The organism is Rhizobium lentis, assembly GCF_017352135.1.
Taxonomy (GTDB): domain Bacteria; phylum Pseudomonadota; class Alphaproteobacteria; order Rhizobiales; family Rhizobiaceae; genus Rhizobium; species Rhizobium lentis.
In genome coordinates this window covers 3,822,056-3,840,552 of the sequence record NZ_CP071454.1, presented here as the reverse complement: position 1 = coordinate 3,840,552, position 18,497 = coordinate 3,822,056, and the positions used below count along the sequence as shown (strand labels likewise).

General features: G+C 59.4%; 33 protein-coding genes. 16 read left to right on the top strand and 17 right to left on the bottom strand.

What is annotated here, in order from left to right; genetic code table 11:
- Nucleotides 1-5 precede the first annotated feature (5 nt).
- The 3 genes from J0663_RS18640 to J0663_RS18630 form a co-directional block, all read right to left on the bottom strand.
- Nucleotides 6-1,442 carry a PBSX family phage terminase large subunit gene (locus J0663_RS18640; protein WP_246590313.1) on the bottom strand — a complete coding sequence of 479 codons (1,437 nt, stop codon included), beginning with the start codon at nucleotides 1,440-1,442 and terminating at the stop codon, nucleotides 6-8.
- Nucleotides 1,409-2,020 carry a terminase small subunit gene (locus J0663_RS18635; protein WP_207241860.1) on the bottom strand — a complete coding sequence of 204 codons (612 nt, stop codon included), beginning with the start codon at nucleotides 2,018-2,020 and terminating at the stop codon, nucleotides 1,409-1,411. Before J0663_RS18635 ends, J0663_RS18640 begins: the two co-directional genes overlap by 34 nt.
- A 378-nt stretch (nucleotides 2,021-2,398) precedes the next feature.
- Complete coding sequence (locus J0663_RS18630) at nucleotides 2,399-2,665, bottom strand: hypothetical protein (RefSeq protein WP_207244573.1); 267 nt, start codon at nucleotides 2,663-2,665, stop codon at nucleotides 2,399-2,401.
- Between the two features lie 277 nt (nucleotides 2,666-2,942).
- On the opposite strand from J0663_RS18630, the gene J0663_RS18625 reads away from it, so the two are divergent.
- A complete protein-coding gene (locus J0663_RS18625; RefSeq protein ID WP_207241859.1) occupies nucleotides 2,943-3,194 on the top strand; it encodes a helix-turn-helix domain-containing protein in 252 nt (83 codons plus the stop codon).
- Nucleotides 3,195-3,312: 118 nt separating this feature from the next.
- Here the strand turns inward: J0663_RS18625 and J0663_RS18620 are convergent, their stop codons facing one another.
- The 4 genes from J0663_RS18620 to J0663_RS18605 all read right to left on the bottom strand — a co-directional run bounded on the left by J0663_RS18620 (nucleotide 3,313) and on the right by J0663_RS18605 (nucleotide 6,109).
- Nucleotides 3,313-4,002 carry a transcription termination/antitermination NusG family protein gene (locus J0663_RS18620; RefSeq protein WP_207241858.1) on the bottom strand — a complete coding sequence of 230 codons (690 nt, stop codon included), beginning with the start codon at nucleotides 4,000-4,002 and terminating at the stop codon, nucleotides 3,313-3,315.
- A 489-nt stretch (nucleotides 4,003-4,491) separates the two neighbouring features.
- Nucleotides 4,492-4,977: a hypothetical protein gene (locus J0663_RS18615; protein WP_207241857.1), complete on the bottom strand. Its 486-nt coding sequence runs from the start codon at nucleotides 4,975-4,977 to the stop codon at nucleotides 4,492-4,494.
- A complete protein-coding gene (locus J0663_RS18610; RefSeq protein WP_207241856.1) occupies nucleotides 4,974-5,738 on the bottom strand; it encodes a YdaU family protein in 765 nt (254 codons plus the stop codon). The genes J0663_RS18615 and J0663_RS18610 overlap by 4 nt, the downstream gene beginning before the upstream one ends.
- Entirely contained in the window at nucleotides 5,735-6,109 is a 375-nt protein-coding gene (locus J0663_RS18605) for a DUF1064 domain-containing protein (protein ID WP_207241855.1), read from the bottom strand. The genes J0663_RS18610 and J0663_RS18605 overlap by 4 nt, the downstream gene beginning before the upstream one ends.
- Before the next feature lie 280 nt (nucleotides 6,110-6,389).
- On the opposite strand from J0663_RS18605, the gene J0663_RS18600 reads away from it, so the two are divergent.
- Both J0663_RS18600 and J0663_RS31815 read left to right on the top strand, forming a co-directional pair.
- On the top strand, nucleotides 6,390-6,689 hold the full coding sequence (locus tag J0663_RS18600) for a DUF982 domain-containing protein (protein ID WP_207244541.1): 300 nt from the start codon (nucleotides 6,390-6,392) through the stop codon (nucleotides 6,687-6,689).
- A 207-nt stretch (nucleotides 6,690-6,896) separates the two neighbouring features.
- Nucleotides 6,897-7,139 (top strand): DUF982 domain-containing protein, encoded by a 243-nt coding sequence (locus J0663_RS31815; RefSeq protein WP_207241854.1) that lies wholly within the window; start codon nucleotides 6,897-6,899, stop codon nucleotides 7,137-7,139.
- A gap of 23 nt (nucleotides 7,140-7,162) precedes the next feature.
- Here the strand turns inward: J0663_RS31815 and J0663_RS18590 are convergent, their stop codons facing one another.
- Nucleotides 7,163-7,732 (bottom strand): MT-A70 family methyltransferase, encoded by a 570-nt coding sequence (locus J0663_RS18590; protein ID WP_207241853.1) that lies wholly within the window; start codon nucleotides 7,730-7,732, stop codon nucleotides 7,163-7,165.
- A gap of 68 nt (nucleotides 7,733-7,800) precedes the next feature.
- Between J0663_RS18590 and J0663_RS18585 the strand changes: the two genes are divergently transcribed.
- Entirely contained in the window at nucleotides 7,801-8,427 is a 627-nt protein-coding gene (locus tag J0663_RS18585; RefSeq protein WP_207241852.1) for a hypothetical protein, read from the top strand.
- Here J0663_RS18585 and J0663_RS18580 read toward each other — a convergent pair.
- The 8 genes from J0663_RS18580 to J0663_RS18545 all read right to left on the bottom strand — a co-directional run bounded on the left by J0663_RS18580 (nucleotide 8,424) and on the right by J0663_RS18545 (nucleotide 13,702).
- Nucleotides 8,424-8,630 (bottom strand): hypothetical protein, encoded by a 207-nt coding sequence (locus tag J0663_RS18580; RefSeq protein ID WP_207241851.1) that lies wholly within the window; start codon nucleotides 8,628-8,630, stop codon nucleotides 8,424-8,426. The genes J0663_RS18585 and J0663_RS18580 overlap by 4 nt on opposite strands.
- Complete coding sequence (locus tag J0663_RS18575) at nucleotides 8,627-10,750, bottom strand: DNA cytosine methyltransferase (protein ID WP_207241850.1); 2,124 nt, start codon at nucleotides 10,748-10,750, stop codon at nucleotides 8,627-8,629. The genes J0663_RS18580 and J0663_RS18575 overlap by 4 nt, the downstream gene beginning before the upstream one ends.
- A 47-nt stretch (nucleotides 10,751-10,797) precedes the next feature.
- Nucleotides 10,798-11,193 carry a hypothetical protein gene (locus J0663_RS18570; RefSeq protein WP_311043602.1) on the bottom strand — a complete coding sequence of 132 codons (396 nt, stop codon included), beginning with the start codon at nucleotides 11,191-11,193 and terminating at the stop codon, nucleotides 10,798-10,800.
- Nucleotides 11,194-11,544: 351 nt separating this feature from the next.
- Nucleotides 11,545-11,703 (bottom strand): hypothetical protein, encoded by a 159-nt coding sequence (locus tag J0663_RS18565; protein WP_207241849.1) that lies wholly within the window; start codon nucleotides 11,701-11,703, stop codon nucleotides 11,545-11,547.
- 166 nt (nucleotides 11,704-11,869) lie between these two features.
- Nucleotides 11,870-12,202 carry a hypothetical protein gene (locus tag J0663_RS18560; RefSeq protein ID WP_246590312.1) on the bottom strand — a complete coding sequence of 111 codons (333 nt, stop codon included), beginning with the start codon at nucleotides 12,200-12,202 and terminating at the stop codon, nucleotides 11,870-11,872.
- Entirely contained in the window at nucleotides 12,199-12,558 is a 360-nt protein-coding gene (locus tag J0663_RS18555; RefSeq protein ID WP_207241848.1) for a hypothetical protein, read from the bottom strand. The genes J0663_RS18560 and J0663_RS18555 overlap by 4 nt, the downstream gene beginning before the upstream one ends.
- The gene (locus tag J0663_RS18550; RefSeq protein ID WP_207241847.1) at nucleotides 12,555-13,484 is read right to left on the bottom strand and encodes a DUF2312 domain-containing protein; all 930 of its coding nucleotides are present in this window, start codon (nucleotides 13,482-13,484) and stop codon (nucleotides 12,555-12,557) included. The genes J0663_RS18555 and J0663_RS18550 overlap by 4 nt, the downstream gene beginning before the upstream one ends.
- Nucleotides 13,481-13,702: a helix-turn-helix domain-containing protein gene (locus J0663_RS18545; RefSeq protein ID WP_246590311.1), complete on the bottom strand. Its 222-nt coding sequence runs from the start codon at nucleotides 13,700-13,702 to the stop codon at nucleotides 13,481-13,483. Before J0663_RS18545 ends, J0663_RS18550 begins: the two co-directional genes overlap by 4 nt.
- Before the next feature lie 75 nt (nucleotides 13,703-13,777).
- Between J0663_RS18545 and J0663_RS18540 the strand changes: the two genes are divergently transcribed.
- The gene (locus tag J0663_RS18540; protein WP_207241846.1) at nucleotides 13,778-14,119 is read left to right on the top strand and encodes a helix-turn-helix domain-containing protein; all 342 of its coding nucleotides are present in this window, start codon (nucleotides 13,778-13,780) and stop codon (nucleotides 14,117-14,119) included.
- On the opposite strand, the gene J0663_RS18535 is transcribed toward J0663_RS18540, so the two are convergent.
- Entirely contained in the window at nucleotides 14,070-14,327 is a 258-nt protein-coding gene (locus tag J0663_RS18535) for a hypothetical protein (RefSeq protein WP_207241845.1), read from the bottom strand. The genes J0663_RS18540 and J0663_RS18535 overlap by 50 nt on opposite strands.
- A 212-nt stretch (nucleotides 14,328-14,539) precedes the next feature.
- Between J0663_RS18535 and J0663_RS18530 the strand changes: the two genes are divergently transcribed.
- From J0663_RS18530 to J0663_RS18480, 11 genes are read left to right on the top strand one after another with little or no spacing between them, the layout of a single operon-like run.
- Nucleotides 14,540-14,803, top strand: a complete 264-nt coding sequence (locus tag J0663_RS18530; RefSeq protein ID WP_207241844.1) for a hypothetical protein — start codon at nucleotides 14,540-14,542, stop codon at nucleotides 14,801-14,803.
- A gap of 24 nt (nucleotides 14,804-14,827) precedes the next feature.
- Nucleotides 14,828-15,049, top strand: coding sequence for a hypothetical protein (locus tag J0663_RS18525; RefSeq protein ID WP_207241843.1), 222 nt, complete (start codon nucleotides 14,828-14,830; stop codon nucleotides 15,047-15,049).
- Nucleotides 15,049-15,255 carry a hypothetical protein gene (locus J0663_RS18520; protein WP_207241842.1) on the top strand — a complete coding sequence of 69 codons (207 nt, stop codon included), beginning with the start codon at nucleotides 15,049-15,051 and terminating at the stop codon, nucleotides 15,253-15,255. The genes J0663_RS18525 and J0663_RS18520 overlap by 1 nt, the downstream gene beginning before the upstream one ends.
- A complete protein-coding gene (locus J0663_RS18515) occupies nucleotides 15,243-15,764 on the top strand; it encodes a siphovirus Gp157 family protein (protein WP_207241841.1) in 522 nt (173 codons plus the stop codon). Before J0663_RS18520 ends, J0663_RS18515 begins: the two co-directional genes overlap by 13 nt.
- 2 nt (nucleotides 15,765-15,766) lie before the next feature.
- Nucleotides 15,767-16,720, top strand: a complete 954-nt coding sequence (gene bet / locus J0663_RS18510) for a phage recombination protein Bet (protein ID WP_207241840.1) — start codon at nucleotides 15,767-15,769, stop codon at nucleotides 16,718-16,720.
- Between the two features lie 3 nt (nucleotides 16,721-16,723).
- A complete protein-coding gene (locus tag J0663_RS18505) occupies nucleotides 16,724-17,179 on the top strand; it encodes a hypothetical protein (RefSeq protein WP_207241839.1) in 456 nt (151 codons plus the stop codon).
- Nucleotides 17,176-17,592 (top strand): hypothetical protein, encoded by a 417-nt coding sequence (locus J0663_RS18500; protein ID WP_207241838.1) that lies wholly within the window; start codon nucleotides 17,176-17,178, stop codon nucleotides 17,590-17,592. The genes J0663_RS18505 and J0663_RS18500 overlap by 4 nt, the downstream gene beginning before the upstream one ends.
- A complete protein-coding gene (locus tag J0663_RS18495) occupies nucleotides 17,589-17,861 on the top strand; it encodes a hypothetical protein (protein WP_207241837.1) in 273 nt (90 codons plus the stop codon). Before J0663_RS18500 ends, J0663_RS18495 begins: the two co-directional genes overlap by 4 nt.
- Nucleotides 17,858-18,115 (top strand): hypothetical protein, encoded by a 258-nt coding sequence (locus tag J0663_RS18490; RefSeq protein ID WP_207241836.1) that lies wholly within the window; start codon nucleotides 17,858-17,860, stop codon nucleotides 18,113-18,115. Before J0663_RS18495 ends, J0663_RS18490 begins: the two co-directional genes overlap by 4 nt.
- Nucleotides 18,112-18,291 (top strand): hypothetical protein, encoded by a 180-nt coding sequence (locus tag J0663_RS18485; protein ID WP_207241835.1) that lies wholly within the window; start codon nucleotides 18,112-18,114, stop codon nucleotides 18,289-18,291. The genes J0663_RS18490 and J0663_RS18485 overlap by 4 nt, the downstream gene beginning before the upstream one ends.
- On the top strand, nucleotides 18,288-18,494 hold the full coding sequence (locus J0663_RS18480) for a hypothetical protein (protein WP_207241834.1): 207 nt from the start codon (nucleotides 18,288-18,290) through the stop codon (nucleotides 18,492-18,494). The genes J0663_RS18485 and J0663_RS18480 overlap by 4 nt, the downstream gene beginning before the upstream one ends.
- Nucleotides 18,495-18,497: the final 3 nt, after the last annotated feature.

Here is an 18,497-nt window from a genome sequence, read left to right as displayed (position 1 = left end):
GTTCCTTAGAGATTGTCGAGCGTGAAGGTCGACCCGGCGATATGAACGTTATCGGCCGCGATCACCGCATCCGCGAGGTTGTGCGACTTGACGCCCAAGTCCTTCTTGAGCTTCGCTTTCGGAACGACCCGCTTTTTCCCCTCGCTCTCGACCCACCAGGGGACGCATAGCTCGGTGAATAGAGCATCGAGCTTCTCTTTCCCCATCTTCGAGGAGAACGAGAGGATGTCCTCAGGTTTGATCGGATGCCCTCTGACGACGGCGTTGAATGTCAGCATCGCCCGGCGGGCGGTATTAGCCCACGCCTGAGCTTTAAGGTTCAGGTATTCGTCCTTGTTCAGAGGACTGTTCTTGTTGAGCGGATCGCTCGGCTTGTCGCCATCCATGACGCCGCCACCAGCGTGGAATGCATAATGCTTCACCTTGGCGCCGCTGATCTTGTTCTGCTCATCGATATAGCCACCGACGAAGGCGCCGACGCCGATCGTGTCATAGGACACTGTCGCGTCCGAATTCTTGGCTTTGGCCCATACCAGCTTCGCGTTCTGGACCAGCTCATCCTTGCCAGATGACCAATCGTCAGCATCGGTGAAGACGCCGGCGATCTTGTCTGCTGTCGCGCTCTTGTCCTCGCCATCGTCTGCGGGGTCGAAGCCGATGATGTTCCGACCGGCCAGCGAAAGCTTCAGCACGACATGAGCGTCGACACAGGCCTCGAGCCAGCGCCGCTTGAATATCGAAAGCTCGCTGTCACCGAGGGGCACGCCGCCGTAGACGTGCTCAAACAATTCCGGGTTTCGTTCCTTCATTGCGGCGATGTCGCGCAATGCCTTGGCTGATAGGAACGGGTTTTCCGTGTAGTTGATCTTCCGCACGATGCAGTGCGGAGGAACGTTGACGACGAAGTTCTTCCAGACGTAGTCCGTGACGAGCTTCGGGTTGAACAGCAGGATCGCCAGGCTGTCTTCCTTGCGGATCGTCGGCCCGATAACGGTCCATTGCTCCTCGGTGAGCTTTTCGGCCTCTTCCACCCATAGGATGTCGACATCGGACGTGCCCTTGATGTCCTCAAGGTTCCGCTCGATGCCGTAGAATATGAACTCAGCGCCGGTCCGGCGATGAATGATCGTCGTCTTCTGGACGTCGTAGGCGGCCTCAAGCCCGAGGTGAGCGATCGCCCACTTCAATTCGGTGTAAACCGAATCCTGTATTCGGTTCTGGAAGCGGCGGATGCAGAGAACTCGCATCCTGACGCCGACATGATCGACCAGGCGCACCAGCTGGCAGGCAGTGTCCCTGGTCTTAGAGCTTGAGCGACCGCCGTGCAGAACCGCAATATCGGCCTGCCCGAGAAAGACCTCTTCCCAAAAGTCGTGGAGGGCGGGGTTGGTGAGGTGAGTGGTGGCGTCTAGCTCTTCTCGCTGCGCAGCACTTCCCGCCATGTTCTCGTCTCGGTCTGTATCGGCGCGCCGTCTTTACCTGTGTGCTCGTGGCGCTCAACGAACATGCCAAGGTGCTTACCGATGTCCACGAGCGCGCCCTTCTTGTCGTGGAGCTTGAGTTTGATGCCGCCGGTCGAATTTTGGCTGATCTCGGCAATGGCGGCGGCCGTGTCGTCATCGATCTCGTCGCTTGAAACGAGCTGGACGTTGTTCGTGACCACGTTCTTGATCACGAGAACATCTCCACCTTCTGGATTGTCCTCTTCAGTGACCAGTGTGCCCTGCCACTTGATGGCCTTGCGGATGTCGGAGAAGCCGATCTTCGCCAGCTCCTGCAGAACGCGCTCTTTCGTGATGGCGAGCTTCTCGATGGCCTTCTCGGTGGCCTTTCGCTCTACCGTCTGCTCCCACTCCAAAAGCTCGGCAACGCGTTGTCTGATGTTGTCTTTCTGCTGTAAGCGCGATGCGTTTCCACGGTCTGGTTTGAAGCCGGCGGCCGCATACGCGTCATCTGCTGTATTGCCTTTGGCGAGAGCCTGGGCAAACTTCTCGTGCCGAGCGTTCTTGAGCACTGACATAATGAGCCTAGGAGCCTTATATTTTGGGGAGCAGCTATTGACGAAGTTACGCTACAGCAAAATCTACCGCCCCTATTACAATTCTGAATTCGGCCCTCGTGGCACAGTCGAGAGTGGATCCATCACCTTAGGACGAGACAAAAAAGAGAATAAAGAATGCCTCACGATGTCCTTTAAGGTTGGGTATGGCCGACCGTGGGACATCCAATTGTTAATCCATCCAAGCGACTTTGACGACATCGCAAGCGCCATGATGAAGCTAGACAAGGAACGAGCCCTCAGAGCGTTCGCCAAGGCAGTGTTGGATTAGGATTGAACGCTTTCATACTGGCCACCAGGCCGGCAGAGAAGATATGGCGAACGTGAGTGCCACCAGAGCTACGATGAGAAGCCACCCGAGCCCTTGGCGAACAGGATGAGGCAAAGCAGCCACGCGAGCTTGCACGCGATGTACAAGGCTTGGTCCTGGGCGAACGTCGTTTTCCCCCTCACCTTCGCCTCGTCGATCATCGTGTGTGCCAGCCATTCGAGAAGCCCCAGCCAGATGCTTCCGGTGACCAGAGCAACGCCGGCGCCTTGAATGCCGGAGTGGGCGACGCGGAGCGGGCCCCATTGTTTGGCATCGGATAGGAATTGGCCGTGCAAACGAAAAGCCGCCCGGTGACAAGTCGGGCGGCTTCATGCTTTTACACGATTTTCGTGCTTTTGCTATTGCGCAAAGCACGGTTTTCGTGCATAACAATCTTACCGAAGCAATCCCGCTTCGGGAGGACTGGAGGCACCCATGAGCGTCAAGCTCACCTTCCAAGTCCGGTTCGGCAAGTGGAGACTGACAATCTCCATTAGCCGGTAACTGGGGGCCGGAGGGGTCTAGCCACCTCTCCGGTTCCCCAAGATATAGCAAATCTTGGAGACACCTTCAATGACACTCACTGTAGCAGACTACCGCAAGATGGCGGGCGTCACCCAAGCCGAGATGGCATCACATATGCAGGTGCCGTTTCGCACCTATCAAGACATCGAGGCCGGCAAGGTAACATTCCGACCGCTACATGAAACTGCGGCGGCCATGGCTCTTATCCGTATTGCCGCCGCACGTCAGGACACGAGTTTTCTGCCTGCGGGCATCAAGAATACTCTGCGCCTGGCTGCTTCGGCTTTGCCTCCCGAATGAAAAATCAGGCAGCGTTCTTTTTGAGCGATTGGCGGTGATGACCAATCCGGGGCCCGGCGAGTATTCCCTCTCAGAGAGGTCCGCGATCAGAACAGCCCAAATCACCTTGGGCTGAATATTACGCAACACGATCTATGGTTTCAAGACCCACATATGCATCCAACTGCTCCAATTGGGCAAGCATCCCCATGACTTTGCTCTGCATCTCGGGTTTCATGCCCTTAATGGCGATCAGGGCTTGATCTCTCAGGTTGATGCGATTGCCCCTGCCCTTCGGAAGAATCTTGCGGAGGTTGCCGCGGATCTGCATTGCCTGGCTTTCCGTCTCTTTCTGGATTCGGGTGATGCGCTCGCGGCGGAACGCTTGCCGGCGGGTGAGCTCTTCGGCCGCGATTATGGAGAGATCGTCGCCACTGAACCGGATCGGACCGAACTCGGACCGGAGGAAGCAGACTACGCCGTCGACGGCGCGCACCTGCTCGAAGTTCATGTTTTCGAGGTTGACGAAGGCATAACCGACCAGCAACGGCAGTCGGCGCTGGATGACCTTCCGGGTGCGGTGGTGGATGCTTTCGTACCAGTAGGCCGGCATGTAGACGCTGATCCCCTCGTTCCGAAGGTTTCGCTCGATGATGCTCTCGCCGATGCGGCTGATCGGGGCGTCCTCGACATGCCGCGCCATCCTCTGCGTTCCAGGCGCGGTGCGGATCGCGTACCAGTCGTTGCCGACCAGCCGCCGGCGCCGGCGGGTGATCATCTCCCGGAACTCGGTGTCTTTATCTCGAATCTGCTCTGCTGATTCCGCCATTTTCATTCCCTCTCGTCGAGCCGCCGCTCGGTTATCGAATGCAGTTCTGAATTGCTTCGGCAGCCGCAGCTGCCTTCTTCCGGTTATGGAAACCGTTGCGGAGCCTTTTCGTGTAGGCGCAGGACCCACACATCGGCTCATCGTTTCCGATCTTTTTGCCCGCTGCGCATGCCTTCAGGTATCTGGTGCGCCGAAGCTCATAGGAGCCACAGACGCAGCGAACCACCCAGCGCGTGCCGTTCGCGCAAACGTCAACCGCCATGCCGACGACTGTGAGCCGGCCTGACCTGACGCCAGTCAGGTCGACGAATTCTGGCATGATCCGCTCAAGAGCCGTCGGCGCCCGGTGCGGGATCGGATCGGCGGAATGCACAGTAGTGGACGGCGGGGACCATTCGAAGTGTTCGCCGCGGGACGCCACCCGGCCAGCTACCTTGTCGCCCGGGAGAAGCGGAGCGACGGCATACATGTCGACGCGAGCAAGACGGGTCATTTGCGCTTGCCCAAGATAGTCTGGATTGTGCTGTGCTCCTTGTTGAAGAGCTTAGCCAAATCAGTGCTCGTCATTTCCGGCCTCTCGGCGTGGACGGCCCGAACGCAGGCGCGCCGGCAGGCGACGATCCATGTTTGACGGCGACTGCTTTTAATCTGAGCCCATGAAACGCCGGGGAATTCGCTCATAACCTCCTTCACTATGGCTTTCCATGACCTCAAGCCGTCTGCGCCGATCGCGTTATCCGCTTCAGAGATCGCTCTCGATTTCCGGCGATATTCCTCTTCGGCCTTCCGGCTTTCCCTGAGTTCGACCGTCAGCCTGTCGATGGTTTCCTGGCGGACGGCGATGTCGGCGCGTTGGGCGGTGATGATGTTTCGAAGTTCGCGGATCTTCTCATCCTTTTCCGCTATCGCTTCCCGCGTCAGTTTGACGGGTGGGTTCATGAGCCGGGCTCGGATATCTCTCGCTGCGATGTTCATCTGAAACTCCGTTCCGATCGCGCCAACTCGGCCGCGAGGTATTCTTCTCTGGTTTGAAATTTCTGCAGGTGTGATAGGCCGTTGGGCTTTGGGGGAGCTTTGTCGGGAGGCTTGGCCGGCTGGTCTTTCCAGCGATCATCGGAGAGCCACCTGACCGGCGAGCACCACTGACGGTCATCGGTCTTGGCGGCGTATGTCGCGACACCGGCCATGATCTCGTCGAGGCTGGCACGCTTGACAGCTTGGGAGAAAGCCTTCTCCGCCGATGGCCTGCCCGTCTTGTTCGGGTAAGCATCCCAAAATCTTTCGAAGTCGGGATCGATCAAGGGCGCGCGTGCGTCTTCCGAACGAAGTGAGGAAGATTGGTTATTGGTTGTCGGTAACGCGCCCGTATCACTGCATTTGCTTTGCACATGCATTGCATTTGCATCTGATGTGTTCGTTTTCGCCTTCGCGTATCGAGCCTCCGCGGCCGATCGGCGTTTCTCGATGATCTCATCCGCCTTCGAGAGCTCTGCATCGATGCGCTTGTGCTTCCAACCGGGGCCGAAGAGCATGGCGAGCATGTCGCGGCTCTCCTCCCACTGTTCCGGCGATAGCTTCGCGATGCGTGCAATAACGCGCTCGTTCTCTGGCAAGCTGCCGTTCTGCCAGTAGTGCATGATCAGCAGCAGATAGGCGCCGTGCTCGGTGGCCGTTAGGTGGCCGGTGTCGGCGAGGTAATCGGCGATATGGAGCGGCATCCAGGCGCGGTTGCTCATTTCCACACCTCGACGTCGATGTTGTAGGCCGCCTTGATGATCTTCTGAGTCCGCTTGAATTCGCGGGTGACGACGCCCTTGACGTCGACGCAACGGAACCGACCGTCCTGATCGTGGTCGATGAAGGCGAAATCGATTTTCGCAGAGCCTATGATCTTTCCGTTGACGATGAGCTCGAACTTCCGCTGGCGCTCGAATCCAGAGATCCGGCCAGAGCGCTCCAACAGCTTCAGATCGCGATAGACCTCCGCCTCTCGCTTGCTGTCGAAGGTGATGCCGTCGAAGACGGTCCGCTTGGCGCCGAACTTGTTGCCGGGCTTCGGCTTGGCGACTGCGGCGCGATATTCGTCACGGGTCAGCACCTCGGTCATGCGCGCCTCCGTTCACCACGGATACGGGCGTGATATCGGCGATCCATCTCCCGACTGACGAGGCGATCGGCCTCAGGCGCTGGGATGCCGAGAGCTGCTGCTATGCGCTCGACGTCCGGACCATGGATTGCGTAGGCTTCGAGGAAGGTCACGGGCGTGCCTCCCGGAAAAATTTCACCCGGGATGTATTGAAACGGAAAAACCGGAAAAATAAGTTCTCCACTGGCGCTAAGCTTCGGCGCCATCCTTGTTGATCACCAACGTTTTCAGTGAGGTAGCTATGAATGCAGATTTTAATCGTCCCGTATATCTGAAGGAGCGGGGCGGCCTGGTTCGGGAGATAATCTCCCTGGCAGATGCGATTGACTTCCTTGAAGATTGGCCCGAGCGCGAGCGGGATCTTGCCCATGAGGCAACCCTTAAGACCTGCTACATGGCCCACGATGGACATAAGCCGCTTGAGGTAGCTCGCGACGCCATTCGCGCGTTCGGGAATAAGAAGGGCATCTTGATGAAGCAGCCGGCAGTCCAGCCGTGGATGATCAAGACCCCAACCGGAGGCGGTCGCGTTTCTGCCTGATCGCTCCGTATAAGCGGAGAGGCTGCGATCGCGGCCTCTCTCATCAGCCAGAGTTGAGGTAGCACTGCGTCCGGCATGAAGCATACTGCTCGCTGCTGGTCCTTTAGTCGCAGATGCACCCCCGACCTTGGTCTCATGGCGGAAAACGGCGGAACGAGTAGGTCGGCTGCGTATTTCTTCTGCGGTCAGCACGCCGGAGAAGACAAAATGAGCCGCGATATGTGGGACAAGCCAATAGAGTTGATGATCGATTCCGATCATTTCCGAAGCGTCGGCAACTCGCGCGATGCTATAGCGTACCTTATGAGCTCGTGGCCCACAAAAGGAGGCAAGTCCTTTTCCGCTGCTCGACGAGCCTGTCTCGGCGCGATCGATGGGAAAGTGGATAGCGCCACTGCCAAGCTCGCCTTCATTCGCGCGGCCGAGGAAGCCGGCATCTTGCGACCTTGATTGCGGTTGAGTGTCGACAGACATCATGCTGCTACCTCATCGAACTTCGTCGCTTCGTTTCCGAAGGAATGCCAGCCGGCGCGGCTCTCTCGAGCGAAGACGTCGGCGCGGCGCGCATGCGGCATGACGCGATCGCAGAGGGCATAGAACTCATCGGGTTTGCGGCTGTGCTCGCGTGCAATGCCGTCGAACACTGTTCGGGGGACCGTCGATTGCTTCGGGTTGCCCAACGCGCCGACAATGACAATCTCACCAGTGGTGCGGACACGGTAGCCGGTTCCCATCCGTTCCTTGCCGCCGGGCGTCAGCTTTCGCCAGACCATGAACGACTTGTATTCAAAGCCCCAAGCCTTGCAGCACTCGATTGCCAAAGGAAGCTGTGGAGCAGTCGCCCAGAGGTAAAGAAGGCAATCTATCGACGCCAGCTGACCCACTGGCATCGCCAGGATCTCGTCATCCTTCATGCATGAATAGTGGCGCTGCGCCGCCTTCTGGTTGCCCTTGTCGCTGTAAAGGCCGAAATCCCACGGCGGGTCGATAACTAGGAGCTCGTAATGGAGTGGCGTGAGCGGATCGAAGAACCAGGAGGTCATGCCGCCACCCTCGTAAAGTTCGCACCAGCTTCCGGCCTTAGCCATGCGCCGGACGAGGGAGCGGAAGCATGCTGAGCGACAAAAACTTCTGTGTGACGATTGTTTCGGCACTGGCGCTTGTCGCATTCACTTTCGTAATGCGCTTTCTGCCCGACTTCCTTGCCTGGCAAGGTTGGGACTGGTGCGGAGGTAACTGCTATTTCCGTGATTGGCTTGAAGCTACCAGCGGCTGGGCCGGATTCGTGGCTGCCGGCATGGCCGTGGCGCTCACGAGGCGGCAGATCAGTCAGCAGCAGAAACAGACAGATTTTATATTGGGCGACGCGCCACCAACCATGGATGTGACGCCAGACCTTGACGATCCGACTGAGATGGTCGTTCGCATAGTTAACTGGAACCGACGAGCAATTTTCATAAAATCTGTTCAGCTCAACGTGGGAAACGCCATGGGTATTATGGAGTTGAAACTTGATGGCAACCAACTGAACCTTGCTCGGACGCCTTGGCCCTATCCATTGCGCGGGTGGGAGGATCGAAACAATATTGGCCCTCACGCCTTGCAACTGAAGATCGCTGCAGCCGACGGCGACAAGATCATTAGCGATTGGCCGAAACAAGCAGAGGTCTTCGTTGAAATTCAGATGCTCGACACGAAACATCGAATACAAAGTCTTAGAGCATCGGTGCATCCTTAACATGACGCCGCCTCCTCGCGCTTCTTCAGCGCCTTCACGTACGCCGCCTTGATCTCCTCAAAGCGGGCGATGTCGTATTCCTTAGTTTCGATCTCGGTTTCCGGGCGGGGCTTCTTCGAGCCACGGCCGTGATCGTCGAGCCATGTCATGGCGGAGGCGATGCGGCGGTCGAGCCATGCGATCATTTCGGCTGGGTCCGTCATTCGGCGGCCTCGCGATACTCGACGAGGTGCTGGCAGTTCGCAGCGACGATGGCGGCGGCGACCGGCGGCGAAACCGAATTGCCGACACAAGAGACCTGGACGTTCTTAGGGAACGGCCGGCCATCGGCGTCCGCGTCGATCTTGTAATCCGTCGGGAAGCCTTGGGCCGAATACAGCTCACGCGGCGCCAGCATCCGCATGCCGATGTCGACAATAACGAACTCGGCGTCGCCGATGGTCAGCGTGACGAATTCGCGCTCGTCCCAAAAACCATGGGATCGCAGGAAAGCGGCGACCTCGCGAGCTCGCTCATGCTGGTCTTCGGTGAACGGCGGCGCGCTGATGGCAGCCTCGACGTGGCTAAAGCGTGGCTTCGTCGTGAGCGTGTGGAAAGGTTCGTTCTCGGGCGTGTCCTGGTCGGAACCGTAGTAGGCGTGCAGATGCGGAGCGACGAGAGCCGACTTGTTCACGCCGGCGGTGACAGTCGCCGATGGCTCGTCAGCACCATGACCGACACTAGCGCCGAATTGGCGGGAGACGAAGGCCGAGACGATGCCCTGCTGCGCGCCTGTCGAGGTGACCGTCGATATAGGCACGTCTGCAGCGCGACCCGGATTGACGCCACCGATACGACGGCTGTCGTTGTTGTGCTGGGCGACGAAGGCAGAAACGACAGCCGAATGACCGCCACCTGCGAGCACCGTCGGGTGAGGCTCGTCAACAGAGCTATCCCTGCGGTCGCTGCCCTTCAGGCTCATGAGACTGGGCAGGATGACCGAGTTCTGGTCTTTCTTGCTGGCGGTGATGGTGTGGTGCGGTTCGTCGGCCGAGCGGTTCGCGCCGCCCTGCTTAGCATAGGTCAGGACTGGGGCGACGACGGACAAGCCAGCTCCGCCGGCCGTGATAGTGTGGGTTGGCTCATCGGCGCCATTGAATGGCTTACCGGAGTTGCGCATCGTCATCAGGTGCGGCGCGACGACAGCGTGACGGTTTTCGGTCGTGACGACGCGGACCGGTTCCTCGGCGCTAGCCGAGCGGTCTTGCCCGCCCGCGCCCGGGCCATAGAATGCCGACAGGCTCGGAGCGATGACGCCGAGGGGCGCAGCGCCGCCAGGCTTCTTGATATAGCTGTTGGCGGTCACCGTCGGCGCGGGCTCATCCATTGAGCTCCCGGTCGCGCCGCTATTGAAGCGGGTGATGGACGGCGAGATGACGGCCTTTTCGCCACGGTTCGCGCCAGTGATCGTGTTGAACGGCCTATCGAGGTCTTCCGAGCGAACACCATGTGTCAGATTGACGATGAATGGGCGCGCAGCATCAAGCACATAGCGCTTCGCTCCGCGGGCGACGCGGGCCATGGTTGCGTCGGCAAGCGGTCGGATCGCGCGCAGACCATGCTTCGCCATGACCTCGTCGGACGTGTCGAAGATCGACGGGCAAGGCAGCGACCAATCGATGATCTCGGCCGCCGTACGCCAAGGCAGTTTCCTGCCGGCGATGACGTCGGGATCCGTCGGCGCACCGTGCGTCGGCACCGGCCAGACAATCGGTTTGCCATCGCGGCGGGCGATGACGAAGAGGCGCTTGCGGATGGTGGGAGCGCCATAATCGCAGGCCCGAAGCTCGCGATGCTGCAGCTTATAGCCGGCGCGCTTCATGGCCCTGCACCACTTCTGGAACGTCTGGCCTCGGCTATCTGGGCAAGGCATCAGGCCTTTGTCAGTCTCGATGAGCGGACCCCATTCCTTCCACTCCTCGACGTTCTCCATGATGATGACGTCGGGCTTCGCGCGCTCCGCCCAAAGGACGATCACCCATGCGAGATCGCGAATGTTGCGCTCGACCGGTTTGCCGCCCTTAGCCTTCGAGAAGTGCTTGCAGTCGGGAGAGAACCACGCCAGGCCGACATGCTGGCCGGCGACATAATCGAGCGGGTCAACCTTGAAGATATTCTCCGACAGGTGCAGCGTCTCGGGGTGATTTGCGGCATGAAGTGCAAGCGCGTCCGCGTTGTGGTTGATGGCGATATCGGGAGAGCGGCCGAGGGCCATTTCGATGCCGGTCGATGCACCGCCGCCGCCGGCAAAGCTGTCCACGATCAAGGGCACACTGTTCTGCATCATATTCCCCTCAGTCTTCCATGATCCATTCGGCCCGATCGGCCCATTTATTCGCCTTTGCCCGCCACCGCTTCGCGAGCCACGCGCGCATCGAAAGCGGCAACTTTTTTGTCCAGATCAGCCAGACGGGCGCGTAATTCCTGTTGCTCACGGTGAGCCTCCTCGATGATCGCTGCCCTCAGGGCATCCATTTCTTCGCTGTCGATGCGCCGCGCGGTGCCTTCCCAAATCGAGCGGGCTCGGCGTGGCGTGAATTGCTTGGTGACGCGCGGTGAAATGAACCGCACTGCGTGATAGAAAATGTTGTCCAGCTTGCCGAACCGCCGTATCGGCCAAGCGCCTTGCATCAAGACTTTCGCTTCTGCTGTCGGACTCATCACCCTGTTCCTGCTGGTCTTTTTCTTGGGGCGTCGCCCCAAGTTTTCGTGTTCGAAACCCAACACCTTGTCGTTCTCCTGTGCGATCTTTGCCCTTGTTCAGAGGAGCTACAGATGCGCAGGACTGAGATTGATGACGACGGGGCTGACATCCTTGCCGGGGCGTCCGTCCCGTCGTCCGGTCCGCCGCTCGGGCCAACCGTTCTTCCATTCCGCAGAGCCGACACTTCCGCCTCGTTCGTCTCTGCCGCAGGTGGCGATCCGCCGTCGCCACCTGCGCCGCCATCAATCGGATCGCTCACTCAAGCCGTCATGTTGCGTTTGGCGAACAAGAGGATCCGAATTCGGGTCGCTGGCCCCGGCCGGGAGGAGGATGACCGGGACCAGCTATGACGAGCTGGGAGGAGGAGTTGCCCGTCAGTTCGTGTTGGCCGGAAATCGGCGCCGCAGGACCGCAACCTCTTCTTCCTGGGTGATGCCGCCGGACAGGCGCGCACCCGACAGCGCGACCACTGCGCAGAAGAAGAAGGCGCCGACGATCAGCGCCACACCGAGATGCCCGAGAAAAATGCTCATGCTGGCTCCCTCACTTCTTTCGGCGCCGTTGCGGCGTCGCAGCGCTCGCAATGGCGCTCTATGATTTCAGGTATCGAGAGGATGCGATCGCATGCCGGGCAGCAGTGAAAAGTCGCGAAACGGACTTCCTGCTTCGGAATGCGGCGTCCGACGTCAGCGGCGGCCGTCATGGGTGAGCCTCCCGGAATTCGTGTTTGGTGATCATGAAAGGCTGCAGGCCGTTGGCGACGAGGATCTCGTCGATCGCCTTTATCGCGGCGGTCCTCGTGAGGCGCTTCGGGCGCCCCTTCTCACCGAGCTTGCGGACGATGTAGAAAGCCTTGTCGATCTTCGCCTCGTAGCCGAAGCCTTTGAGCAGGTCCTGCAGGTAGCTCCAGTCACCGGTGAAGCCGCGTTTGAACTCGCGCACCTCACCGCCACTTGCCGTGAAATCGATCATCATCGCCGTCAGTTCGGCACGGGACGGACCGCGCTGGTGCTTGTGGGTGACGAAGTTCATGCCGCCACCTCGCCGGATGCTTTCCTCGCATTTTGGAGGGCACGGGCGTGACCGCCGTAGGTGTTGGCCATGTAGTCGTAATAATCTTGCAGGCCGCGCAGGGCCTTGGCCAACGTCACGTCGGTGTAGACGTGCAGCCACTTGGCGCGCGCTCCATATCCGGCAGATTTGGCTTCGAAAGTTACGACGCCGTCTTTTTCACGCCGGACAACCGCCAGCGTCGACAGACGATTGAAGCCGCTGCTTTGAACGCCGGTGGCGGACAGGTACGTGAAGCCCTTAGGCGTCTTGTGCACGGTCCAGCTATAACCCGGCATGATCTTGACGAGCGCGTCTCGGAACTCCTTCGCGTTCATGCCGCCACCTCTGCTTCCCGCGCTGCCTTGAGGCAGGACGCGCAATGAGTGGACCCGTATCCGCCGCAGCGTTCGCCGGGGTTCCGGCAATAAGGTCTGAGGGGCTTGGCCGGAGCAGGCTTGACGAGCGCTCCGGCCTTCTGTTTTGCGGCAGAAGAGTGAGCGCTTACATGGTCGCCTCCTGCGTTGGCGTCGGCGCTGCCGTGTACCTTGGGACTTACGCGATCGGCGCTGGGGGCTTCGGCTTCGCCTTGAGAGGCCGGAGCGATCTCGGAATTGGTGACGGGGATGCCATTTGCCTCGGCGCCGGCATCCCCTACCGTTGCAGCGGCCGCAGCCAACTGCTCCTTGCCTCCGGTGCGGCAATCGTCAGCAAAGCCGACCATCGAGGCGCGCTGACGCTCGCTCTCCTCAGAGGTCCTACTAGTCGGATCACCAGATACAGCGGCGCTCTCGTCCGCTGCATCCTCCTCGACGTTCGCTCGGGATTCTTCTTCCGCATCCTCGCGGTCAATCATGATGTCGACGGCGGCGCCGAGCGCCTGGCGGCCGATCTCGGTCTGCATCGCGGTCGCAACCGTGGCGACCAACTTGGCGTTTACCGGCTCGTCGACGAATTCGCCCGTGATCGGATCGAATTGTTCAACGTTTTCTCGTACGCGCACCCGCGCATCGCGCGTGGAAATCGACGGCGCGTTGATCGCGTTGACGTAGGTGTCGACGATTGCCTCGAACTCAGCATCGGCCGGGTTGTCCAGATCTTCCTTGACCTTGCGGCGGAACGCGGCGCGCAGAGCCTTCGTGTCGTAGCCGAAGCCTTTTGCTTCAGAGAACAGGTCTTTCAGGAGATCGGAAATCTGTTGCTTCTCGTCTTCGAGATTTTGCCAGCGCTGAAAGAAGGATTTGATCTGGCCGTCGTCGCTCATGCCGCGGTCTCCCGCGCAGGCCGGAAGGCGCCCGGAAGAAGTTCTTCACGCGGGATGCCGGTGAAATCCTCTACCTCCGCCAGGTGGCCTACTGGGACAGACTTCCATTGGCTGATCGCGCTCGGGTTCACACCTATGCGGTCAGCTAATTTAGTCAGGCGGCCGCGCTCGGCCTTCAGATATGCGATCAGCTTTTCCATGCGCAAAAATTTAGCCATACTAAAATTTTTAGTCAAGCTAATTTTTAGTGGGACTGCATGGCCAGTCGATCAGAATCCGAAGATTGTGCGCGGATGGTGAAAGAGACGACGCTCGCGGTGCCCCTTTTTATCAAGGAGCGCAGGAAGAAGCTGAACATCAGTCAGGAGAAGCTCGCCGAGCGCGTGGGCGTTACAACTGCGACCATCAGCAACCTTGAAACCGGACGTAACGGCTTCACTGACAAGACGCTCGCGGCCATAGCCGAAGCCTTGAAATGCCGCCCTGTCGATTTGCTCGTGCCTATGGGGAATGATGACAAGGTTGACGGAGAAGTTGCCGTCAAAGCTTTACTCCGGAAGATTTCCGGACTTCCGGAAGATGCAATCAATCCCCTGTGGCGTCTGATTTCGGGTTACCTCGAAGACGCCGAGTGATGTGAACAAAGCCGTCTTCGTGATCTACCTGGATCCGCCAGTCACCGCCGTGCAACACGGCCATGGCGATTGAGATCTCTGCTGCCTTGCGCTTTATCACAGTCCGAAGATCGTTCTCGGTAGCTCCATCTGCGCCATATAGCAAATCCGCAACAATCTCGTCGTTGCGGCTCTGATATTTCGGGCGGATACGATGGATGATGGCCACGGCGCCCTCCGTTAACGCGAGTTACCGGACCATTAGATGACTCATAAATGAGAACATTACAAGAACAAATTGCAACCTTTGAGAGTCGCCTCACCGGCGCTCCTCTTGCGTTCACGTTCGAATTTTAGCTGCACTATAATTTTAGCTTGACTAATTTTTTAGTCCGGCTAAACTTTCTCCATCAACGAAACGCCGCGGCGACGAGGATGGAAATGCAGCACATTCGCAACATCGAGACTGAGCAGAGCAAGCGCGACGCTCGCTGGAATGCAGTCCGCACGCTCGCCGACTGCGACGCCTACATGGCTATCGAAGCTCAGCGCATGGGCGCTCACGGCTTCGTCTTCTTGAAGCGTCCTGAACACAAGGTTCGCGGCCCGTCATGGATGCGTGGCGCTACCGCCTCCGTCGTCGAGCACTACCGCTATGCCCGCGAGGTCATGGGCATCACCGACACCGATCAGCTTTACGCCTGATCGCCTCCTCCAAGGACAACGCAGATGGCAAGCAAGCAGATTGAAGACGGCGGCGCGGCATTTCCCCTGCTGGAGGACGGCCCGCACTCGAGTGGAGGTATGAGCCTCCGCGACTGGTTCGCGGGGAATGCGCTGGTCGGGATCATCTCGGCAGAAGGCGAAGAAAGAACAGGTTCACCGCTCGCCGCACTTCGGGCTTTCGAACTTGCCGACGCCATGATCGCAGCTCGGAAGGCGACGACCTGATGTCCGACACCCTCGCCCGTCTCTCCGCGATCAACACCAAGCTTGAGGCAGAGCTTGCCAAGCGTATCCGCCTCTCCGACGCGTTGGGAAAGGCCGTCGTCGTCATCTGGATGGGCGTGCTCGTGTTCGCCGGCTGCGCCCTGTCCGAACCTCAGCTGAAAAGCACCGATCTTGTCAATCAGGAGCAGGTGTCATGGCAGAAGTAGAATTCGACATTGTGCGCCAGGCAGAAGCCGCAAAGCGCCTCGTTGCGAGCTTGCACTTGCAGGGAGTCGACAGCGACGAAGAACTGGTAGCCGACGCCGTCGAAGGCCAGACCGATTTGAAAGAGGCGATCGAATCCGCCTTAGCCGAAATCGACGAGTGCGAGGTGCACATCATCGGCCTCAAGGCCAAGGAAGACGAGTTCGCCACGCGGCGCAAGCGCCTCGAAGAGCGTGTTGACCGCATCCGAGCCCTTATCGAGCAGGCGATGTTGACGGCCGAGCAGCACTTGTTCCGGCTTACTGGCGGCACTGTCAGCCTCAACCGGCGGCAACCAGGGCTCATCGTCAGCAACGATGCAGATATCCCGACGCGCTTCTGGATCGAGCAGGAGCGCCCAGCGCCGAAGCTGGACAAGAAGGCGCTCACCGAAGCCTTGCGCAACGGTGAAGCCATTCCCGGCGCCAATCTCGACAACGGTTCGTTTTCCCTTTCTGTTCGAAGGAAATAGTCATGAACGCCATCACGAAATTCGACCTGACCCCGCGCCAGATCGCACTCGTCAAGACGACAGTCGCCAAGGACACCAACGACGAGGAGTTCAACCTCTATATGGAGGTTGCCAAGGCAAAGGGCCTCGACCCGTTCCTCGGCCAGATCATTCCGATGGTCTTCAACAAAGGCAAGTCCGACAAGCGGAAGATGACGATCATCATCAGCCGTGACGGTCAGCGCGTTATCGCGCAGCGCTGCGGCGACTATCGACCGGCCAGCAAGCCGCCGGTCTACGAAATCGACCGAGACCTAATTGGCCCTCTGAACCCGCAGGGCATCGTCTCGGCGACCACATTCCTGTGGAAGCAGGATCAGAAATCGGGCGAATGGTACGAGGTCGCCGGACAGGCTTTTTGGGAAGAGTTCGCGCCCGTCAAGGACGAGTGGAAGCGCGGCGACGACGGCAGCAATTACAAGACCGGAAAGCAGATACTGGACGATTCCGGCAACTGGTGCCGTATGCCTCGCTTGATGATCGCGAAATGCGCCGAGATGCAGGCGCTTCGTGCCGGCTGGCCTGAACAATTCACTGGCCTGTACGACGAAGCCGAATTGGACCGTGCGAAGATCTTGGACCTGACGGCTTCCGAAATCGTCATCCAGGAGCAGCAGGATAACCGCCTGCGCGCCATCGGTGGCAAGGACGCCCTCACCGTCTGGTGGGGGAACGAGTTCGCGCTTGAAAACGTGCCGGACGGAAGGTTCTTCGACGCGGTCATCGACCATATCGGCCGGCTCGATGCGGCCGCCGTGGCGAAGTGGGAAGACGCGAACCGCGCCAGTCTGCAGATCTATTGGGCGCGGCATCCCGGCGACGCCCTTGAGCTCAAAAAGCGCATCGAAGCGGCGCGCCAGAAGCGCGCGGCGAACGTCGACGACAAGCTCCTCCAGCATCCCTTGATGGCTGGCTGAGCCATGGCCACAAACAACCGCATCGTCGACACCGAGCAGGCCCGCGAGATGCTGATCAAATACATCAACGGCAAGACCATGCCGTTCACCTGCAGCATCACCGACGGCGCACATCGGACGAACCCGCAAAACAAGCTCCAGCGTCTATGGATGGCTGAGATTGCCGCTCAGCTCGGCGATCGGACACCGGAGGAAGCCCGAGGCGAGTGCAAGCTGATGTTCGGCGTGCCGATCCTTCGCGCCGAGAACGAGGCTTTCCGGCTCGAATACGATGCGCACATCAAGCCTCTGCCCTACGCCAGCAAGCTTGCTCTGATGATGGAGCCGATCAGTCTACCGATCACGTCAATCATGACGACGCGGCAGAAGACCGACTATCTCGATGCGATCCACCGGCATTTTTCCGAGCAGGGTCTCATCCTCACCAATCCAGAAGATTTTAAGCGGAGAGCGGCATGACCGACAAATGCACATTCTCCACCTACGGATATGCCTGCGGCAAGCCTGTCGAGCATGGCCGCTATCTCTGCGAAGAGCACATCAAGGCGAAGTGCGCCAGCTGCGGCCAGCCAGGGACGCACGGCTGCGACTATTGCGGCCAGTTCGTATGCGGCACGCCTCTTTGCGACGAATGCACCTATTCGACGGACAACACGAAGCCAGCCGGCAATTGGGGCTTCATGAACCACATCCATGTCAGCAAGCCAGAGTTCGCTGATAAGCACGAGAACCGCAAGCTGAAGGCTGAAAACGAGCGGCTCCGTGCTGCTCTGAGCGAGATCGCAACAACAGAAGAATATCGAGGCCTTTCCGCCGAGGAAGCGATGAAGGTAGCGCAGGGCGCGCTCAAGGCGGGAGACTGCGCGACATGATCGACTGGCAGAAGACCGCCTCCGACGTCATCGGCGAGGTTCACCGTAACCTGCCGGCGGATGCCGACCTGGCTACCCGCAAGAAAGCGTTGCGGGCCGCTCGCCCTTGGGAGTTCGCCTCGACGAGCTGGGGCAAGAAAGTCTGGGCGAGGCACTCGCGCAAATACCTTGAAAAGTTCGGCCTGCCGCCGCTTAAGGCGAAGGCCATCGAAGATCACCTGTCGCCGCTTGAGCGCCTGATGGCAAAGGCGAAAGGCGGTGCAGCATGACGGATCGCAGCAATCGCCGCGAGGTTCGCAATCCTGTCCTTGCGTTGCCGGCGGTGAAGCGGCTCGATGAGTTGCCGCCGGAAACGCGCGCCATCGTCGCGGACATTCTTGGCGACCTCGTCAACGATGCCAGAGCGCGAGCGCAGCAGTCGTGGATCAAAAATAAGGGACCTATGGCCGCTTATTGGAAGGCCGTCGGAGCATATGCCCATCACTTCAGGAGCGTTCTTCGCAGAAATGGCGGTGCAGCATGAGAACGGCAGCCGATCACCTCCGCAAGCATCCGGCCGCCCGTCCGAGCACCCTCGCCTTCATCGAAAGGCGCAATGCTGTCGTCGAGCAGCTCAAGCGCGAAACCGAAGCGGCCCAGCCGCCGGCGCGCAAATCGATCATCGAGCGGTTCATGCCGTGGTTCGGGAGGAGAGCATGAGCGTGTCTTTCGATAAAGAATCGATCCTCTCGACGATCACCGACGGGATGAAGATGAAATCCCAGATGATCAAGAAGGGCGTCACCTCGGCTCGCGTCAGGTGCCCGAAGTGCGACGGCATGCTCCATGCCCGCCTCGCCGGTCGCAAGAACCATATCCGGTTCTGGTGCGACGGCCCATGCAAACGCCAGATGATGGAGTAGGCG

Bases quoted from the DNA above. Each gene is read 5' to 3' on its own strand.
- J0663_RS18500 (WP_207241838.1), top strand. From the start codon at position 17,176: ATGACCGACAAATGCACATTCTCCACCTACGGATATGCCTGCGGCAAG.
- J0663_RS18625 (WP_207241859.1), top strand. From the start codon at position 2,943: ATGACACTCACTGTAGCAGACTACCGCAAGATGGCGGGCGTCACCCAA.
- J0663_RS18530 (WP_207241844.1), top strand. From the start codon at position 14,540: ATGCAGCACATTCGCAACATCGAGACTGAGCAGAGCAAGCGCGACGCT.
- J0663_RS18575 (WP_207241850.1), bottom strand. From the start codon at position 10,750: ATGCAGAACAGTGTGCCCTTGATCGTGGACAGCTTTGCCGGCGGCGGC.
- J0663_RS18640 (WP_246590313.1), bottom strand. From the start codon at position 1,442: ATGGCGGGAAGTGCTGCGCAGCGAGAAGAGCTAGACGCCACCACTCAC.
- J0663_RS18490 (WP_207241836.1), top strand. From the start codon at position 17,858: ATGACGGATCGCAGCAATCGCCGCGAGGTTCGCAATCCTGTCCTTGCG.
- bet (WP_207241840.1), top strand. From the start codon at position 15,767: ATGAACGCCATCACGAAATTCGACCTGACCCCGCGCCAGATCGCACTC.
- J0663_RS18600 (WP_207244541.1), top strand. From the start codon at position 6,390: ATGAATGCAGATTTTAATCGTCCCGTATATCTGAAGGAGCGGGGCGGC.
- J0663_RS18495 (WP_207241837.1), top strand. From the start codon at position 17,589: ATGATCGACTGGCAGAAGACCGCCTCCGACGTCATCGGCGAGGTTCAC.
- J0663_RS18580 (WP_207241851.1), bottom strand. From the start codon at position 8,630: ATGACGGACCCAGCCGAAATGATCGCATGGCTCGACCGCCGCATCGCC.
- J0663_RS18620 (WP_207241858.1), bottom strand. From the start codon at position 4,002: ATGGCGGAATCAGCAGAGCAGATTCGAGATAAAGACACCGAGTTCCGG.
- J0663_RS18610 (WP_207241856.1), bottom strand. From the start codon at position 5,738: ATGAGCAACCGCGCCTGGATGCCGCTCCATATCGCCGATTACCTCGCC.
- J0663_RS18515 (WP_207241841.1), top strand. From the start codon at position 15,243: ATGGCAGAAGTAGAATTCGACATTGTGCGCCAGGCAGAAGCCGCAAAG.
- J0663_RS18485 (WP_207241835.1), top strand. From the start codon at position 18,112: ATGAGAACGGCAGCCGATCACCTCCGCAAGCATCCGGCCGCCCGTCCG.
- J0663_RS18545 (WP_246590311.1), bottom strand. From the start codon at position 13,702: ATGGCTAAATTTTTGCGCATGGAAAAGCTGATCGCATATCTGAAGGCC.
- J0663_RS18605 (WP_207241855.1), bottom strand. From the start codon at position 6,109: ATGACCGAGGTGCTGACCCGTGACGAATATCGCGCCGCAGTCGCCAAG.
- J0663_RS18560 (WP_246590312.1), bottom strand. From the start codon at position 12,202: ATGAACTTCGTCACCCACAAGCACCAGCGCGGTCCGTCCCGTGCCGAA.
- J0663_RS18505 (WP_207241839.1), top strand. From the start codon at position 16,724: ATGGCCACAAACAACCGCATCGTCGACACCGAGCAGGCCCGCGAGATG.
- J0663_RS18635 (WP_207241860.1), bottom strand. From the start codon at position 2,020: ATGTCAGTGCTCAAGAACGCTCGGCACGAGAAGTTTGCCCAGGCTCTC.
- J0663_RS18615 (WP_207241857.1), bottom strand. From the start codon at position 4,977: ATGAACATCGCAGCGAGAGATATCCGAGCCCGGCTCATGAACCCACCC.
- J0663_RS31815 (WP_207241854.1), top strand. From the start codon at position 6,897: ATGAGCCGCGATATGTGGGACAAGCCAATAGAGTTGATGATCGATTCC.
- J0663_RS18565 (WP_207241849.1), bottom strand. From the start codon at position 11,703: ATGAGCATTTTTCTCGGGCATCTCGGTGTGGCGCTGATCGTCGGCGCC.
- J0663_RS18540 (WP_207241846.1), top strand. From the start codon at position 13,778: ATGGTGAAAGAGACGACGCTCGCGGTGCCCCTTTTTATCAAGGAGCGC.
- J0663_RS18480 (WP_207241834.1), top strand. From the start codon at position 18,288: ATGAGCGTGTCTTTCGATAAAGAATCGATCCTCTCGACGATCACCGAC.
- J0663_RS18520 (WP_207241842.1), top strand. From the start codon at position 15,049: ATGTCCGACACCCTCGCCCGTCTCTCCGCGATCAACACCAAGCTTGAG.
- J0663_RS18550 (WP_207241847.1), bottom strand. From the start codon at position 13,484: ATGAGCGACGACGGCCAGATCAAATCCTTCTTTCAGCGCTGGCAAAAT.
- J0663_RS18555 (WP_207241848.1), bottom strand. From the start codon at position 12,558: ATGAACGCGAAGGAGTTCCGAGACGCGCTCGTCAAGATCATGCCGGGT.
- J0663_RS18590 (WP_207241853.1), bottom strand. From the start codon at position 7,732: ATGACCTCCTGGTTCTTCGATCCGCTCACGCCACTCCATTACGAGCTC.
- J0663_RS18525 (WP_207241843.1), top strand. From the start codon at position 14,828: ATGGCAAGCAAGCAGATTGAAGACGGCGGCGCGGCATTTCCCCTGCTG.
- J0663_RS18585 (WP_207241852.1), top strand. From the start codon at position 7,801: ATGCTGAGCGACAAAAACTTCTGTGTGACGATTGTTTCGGCACTGGCG.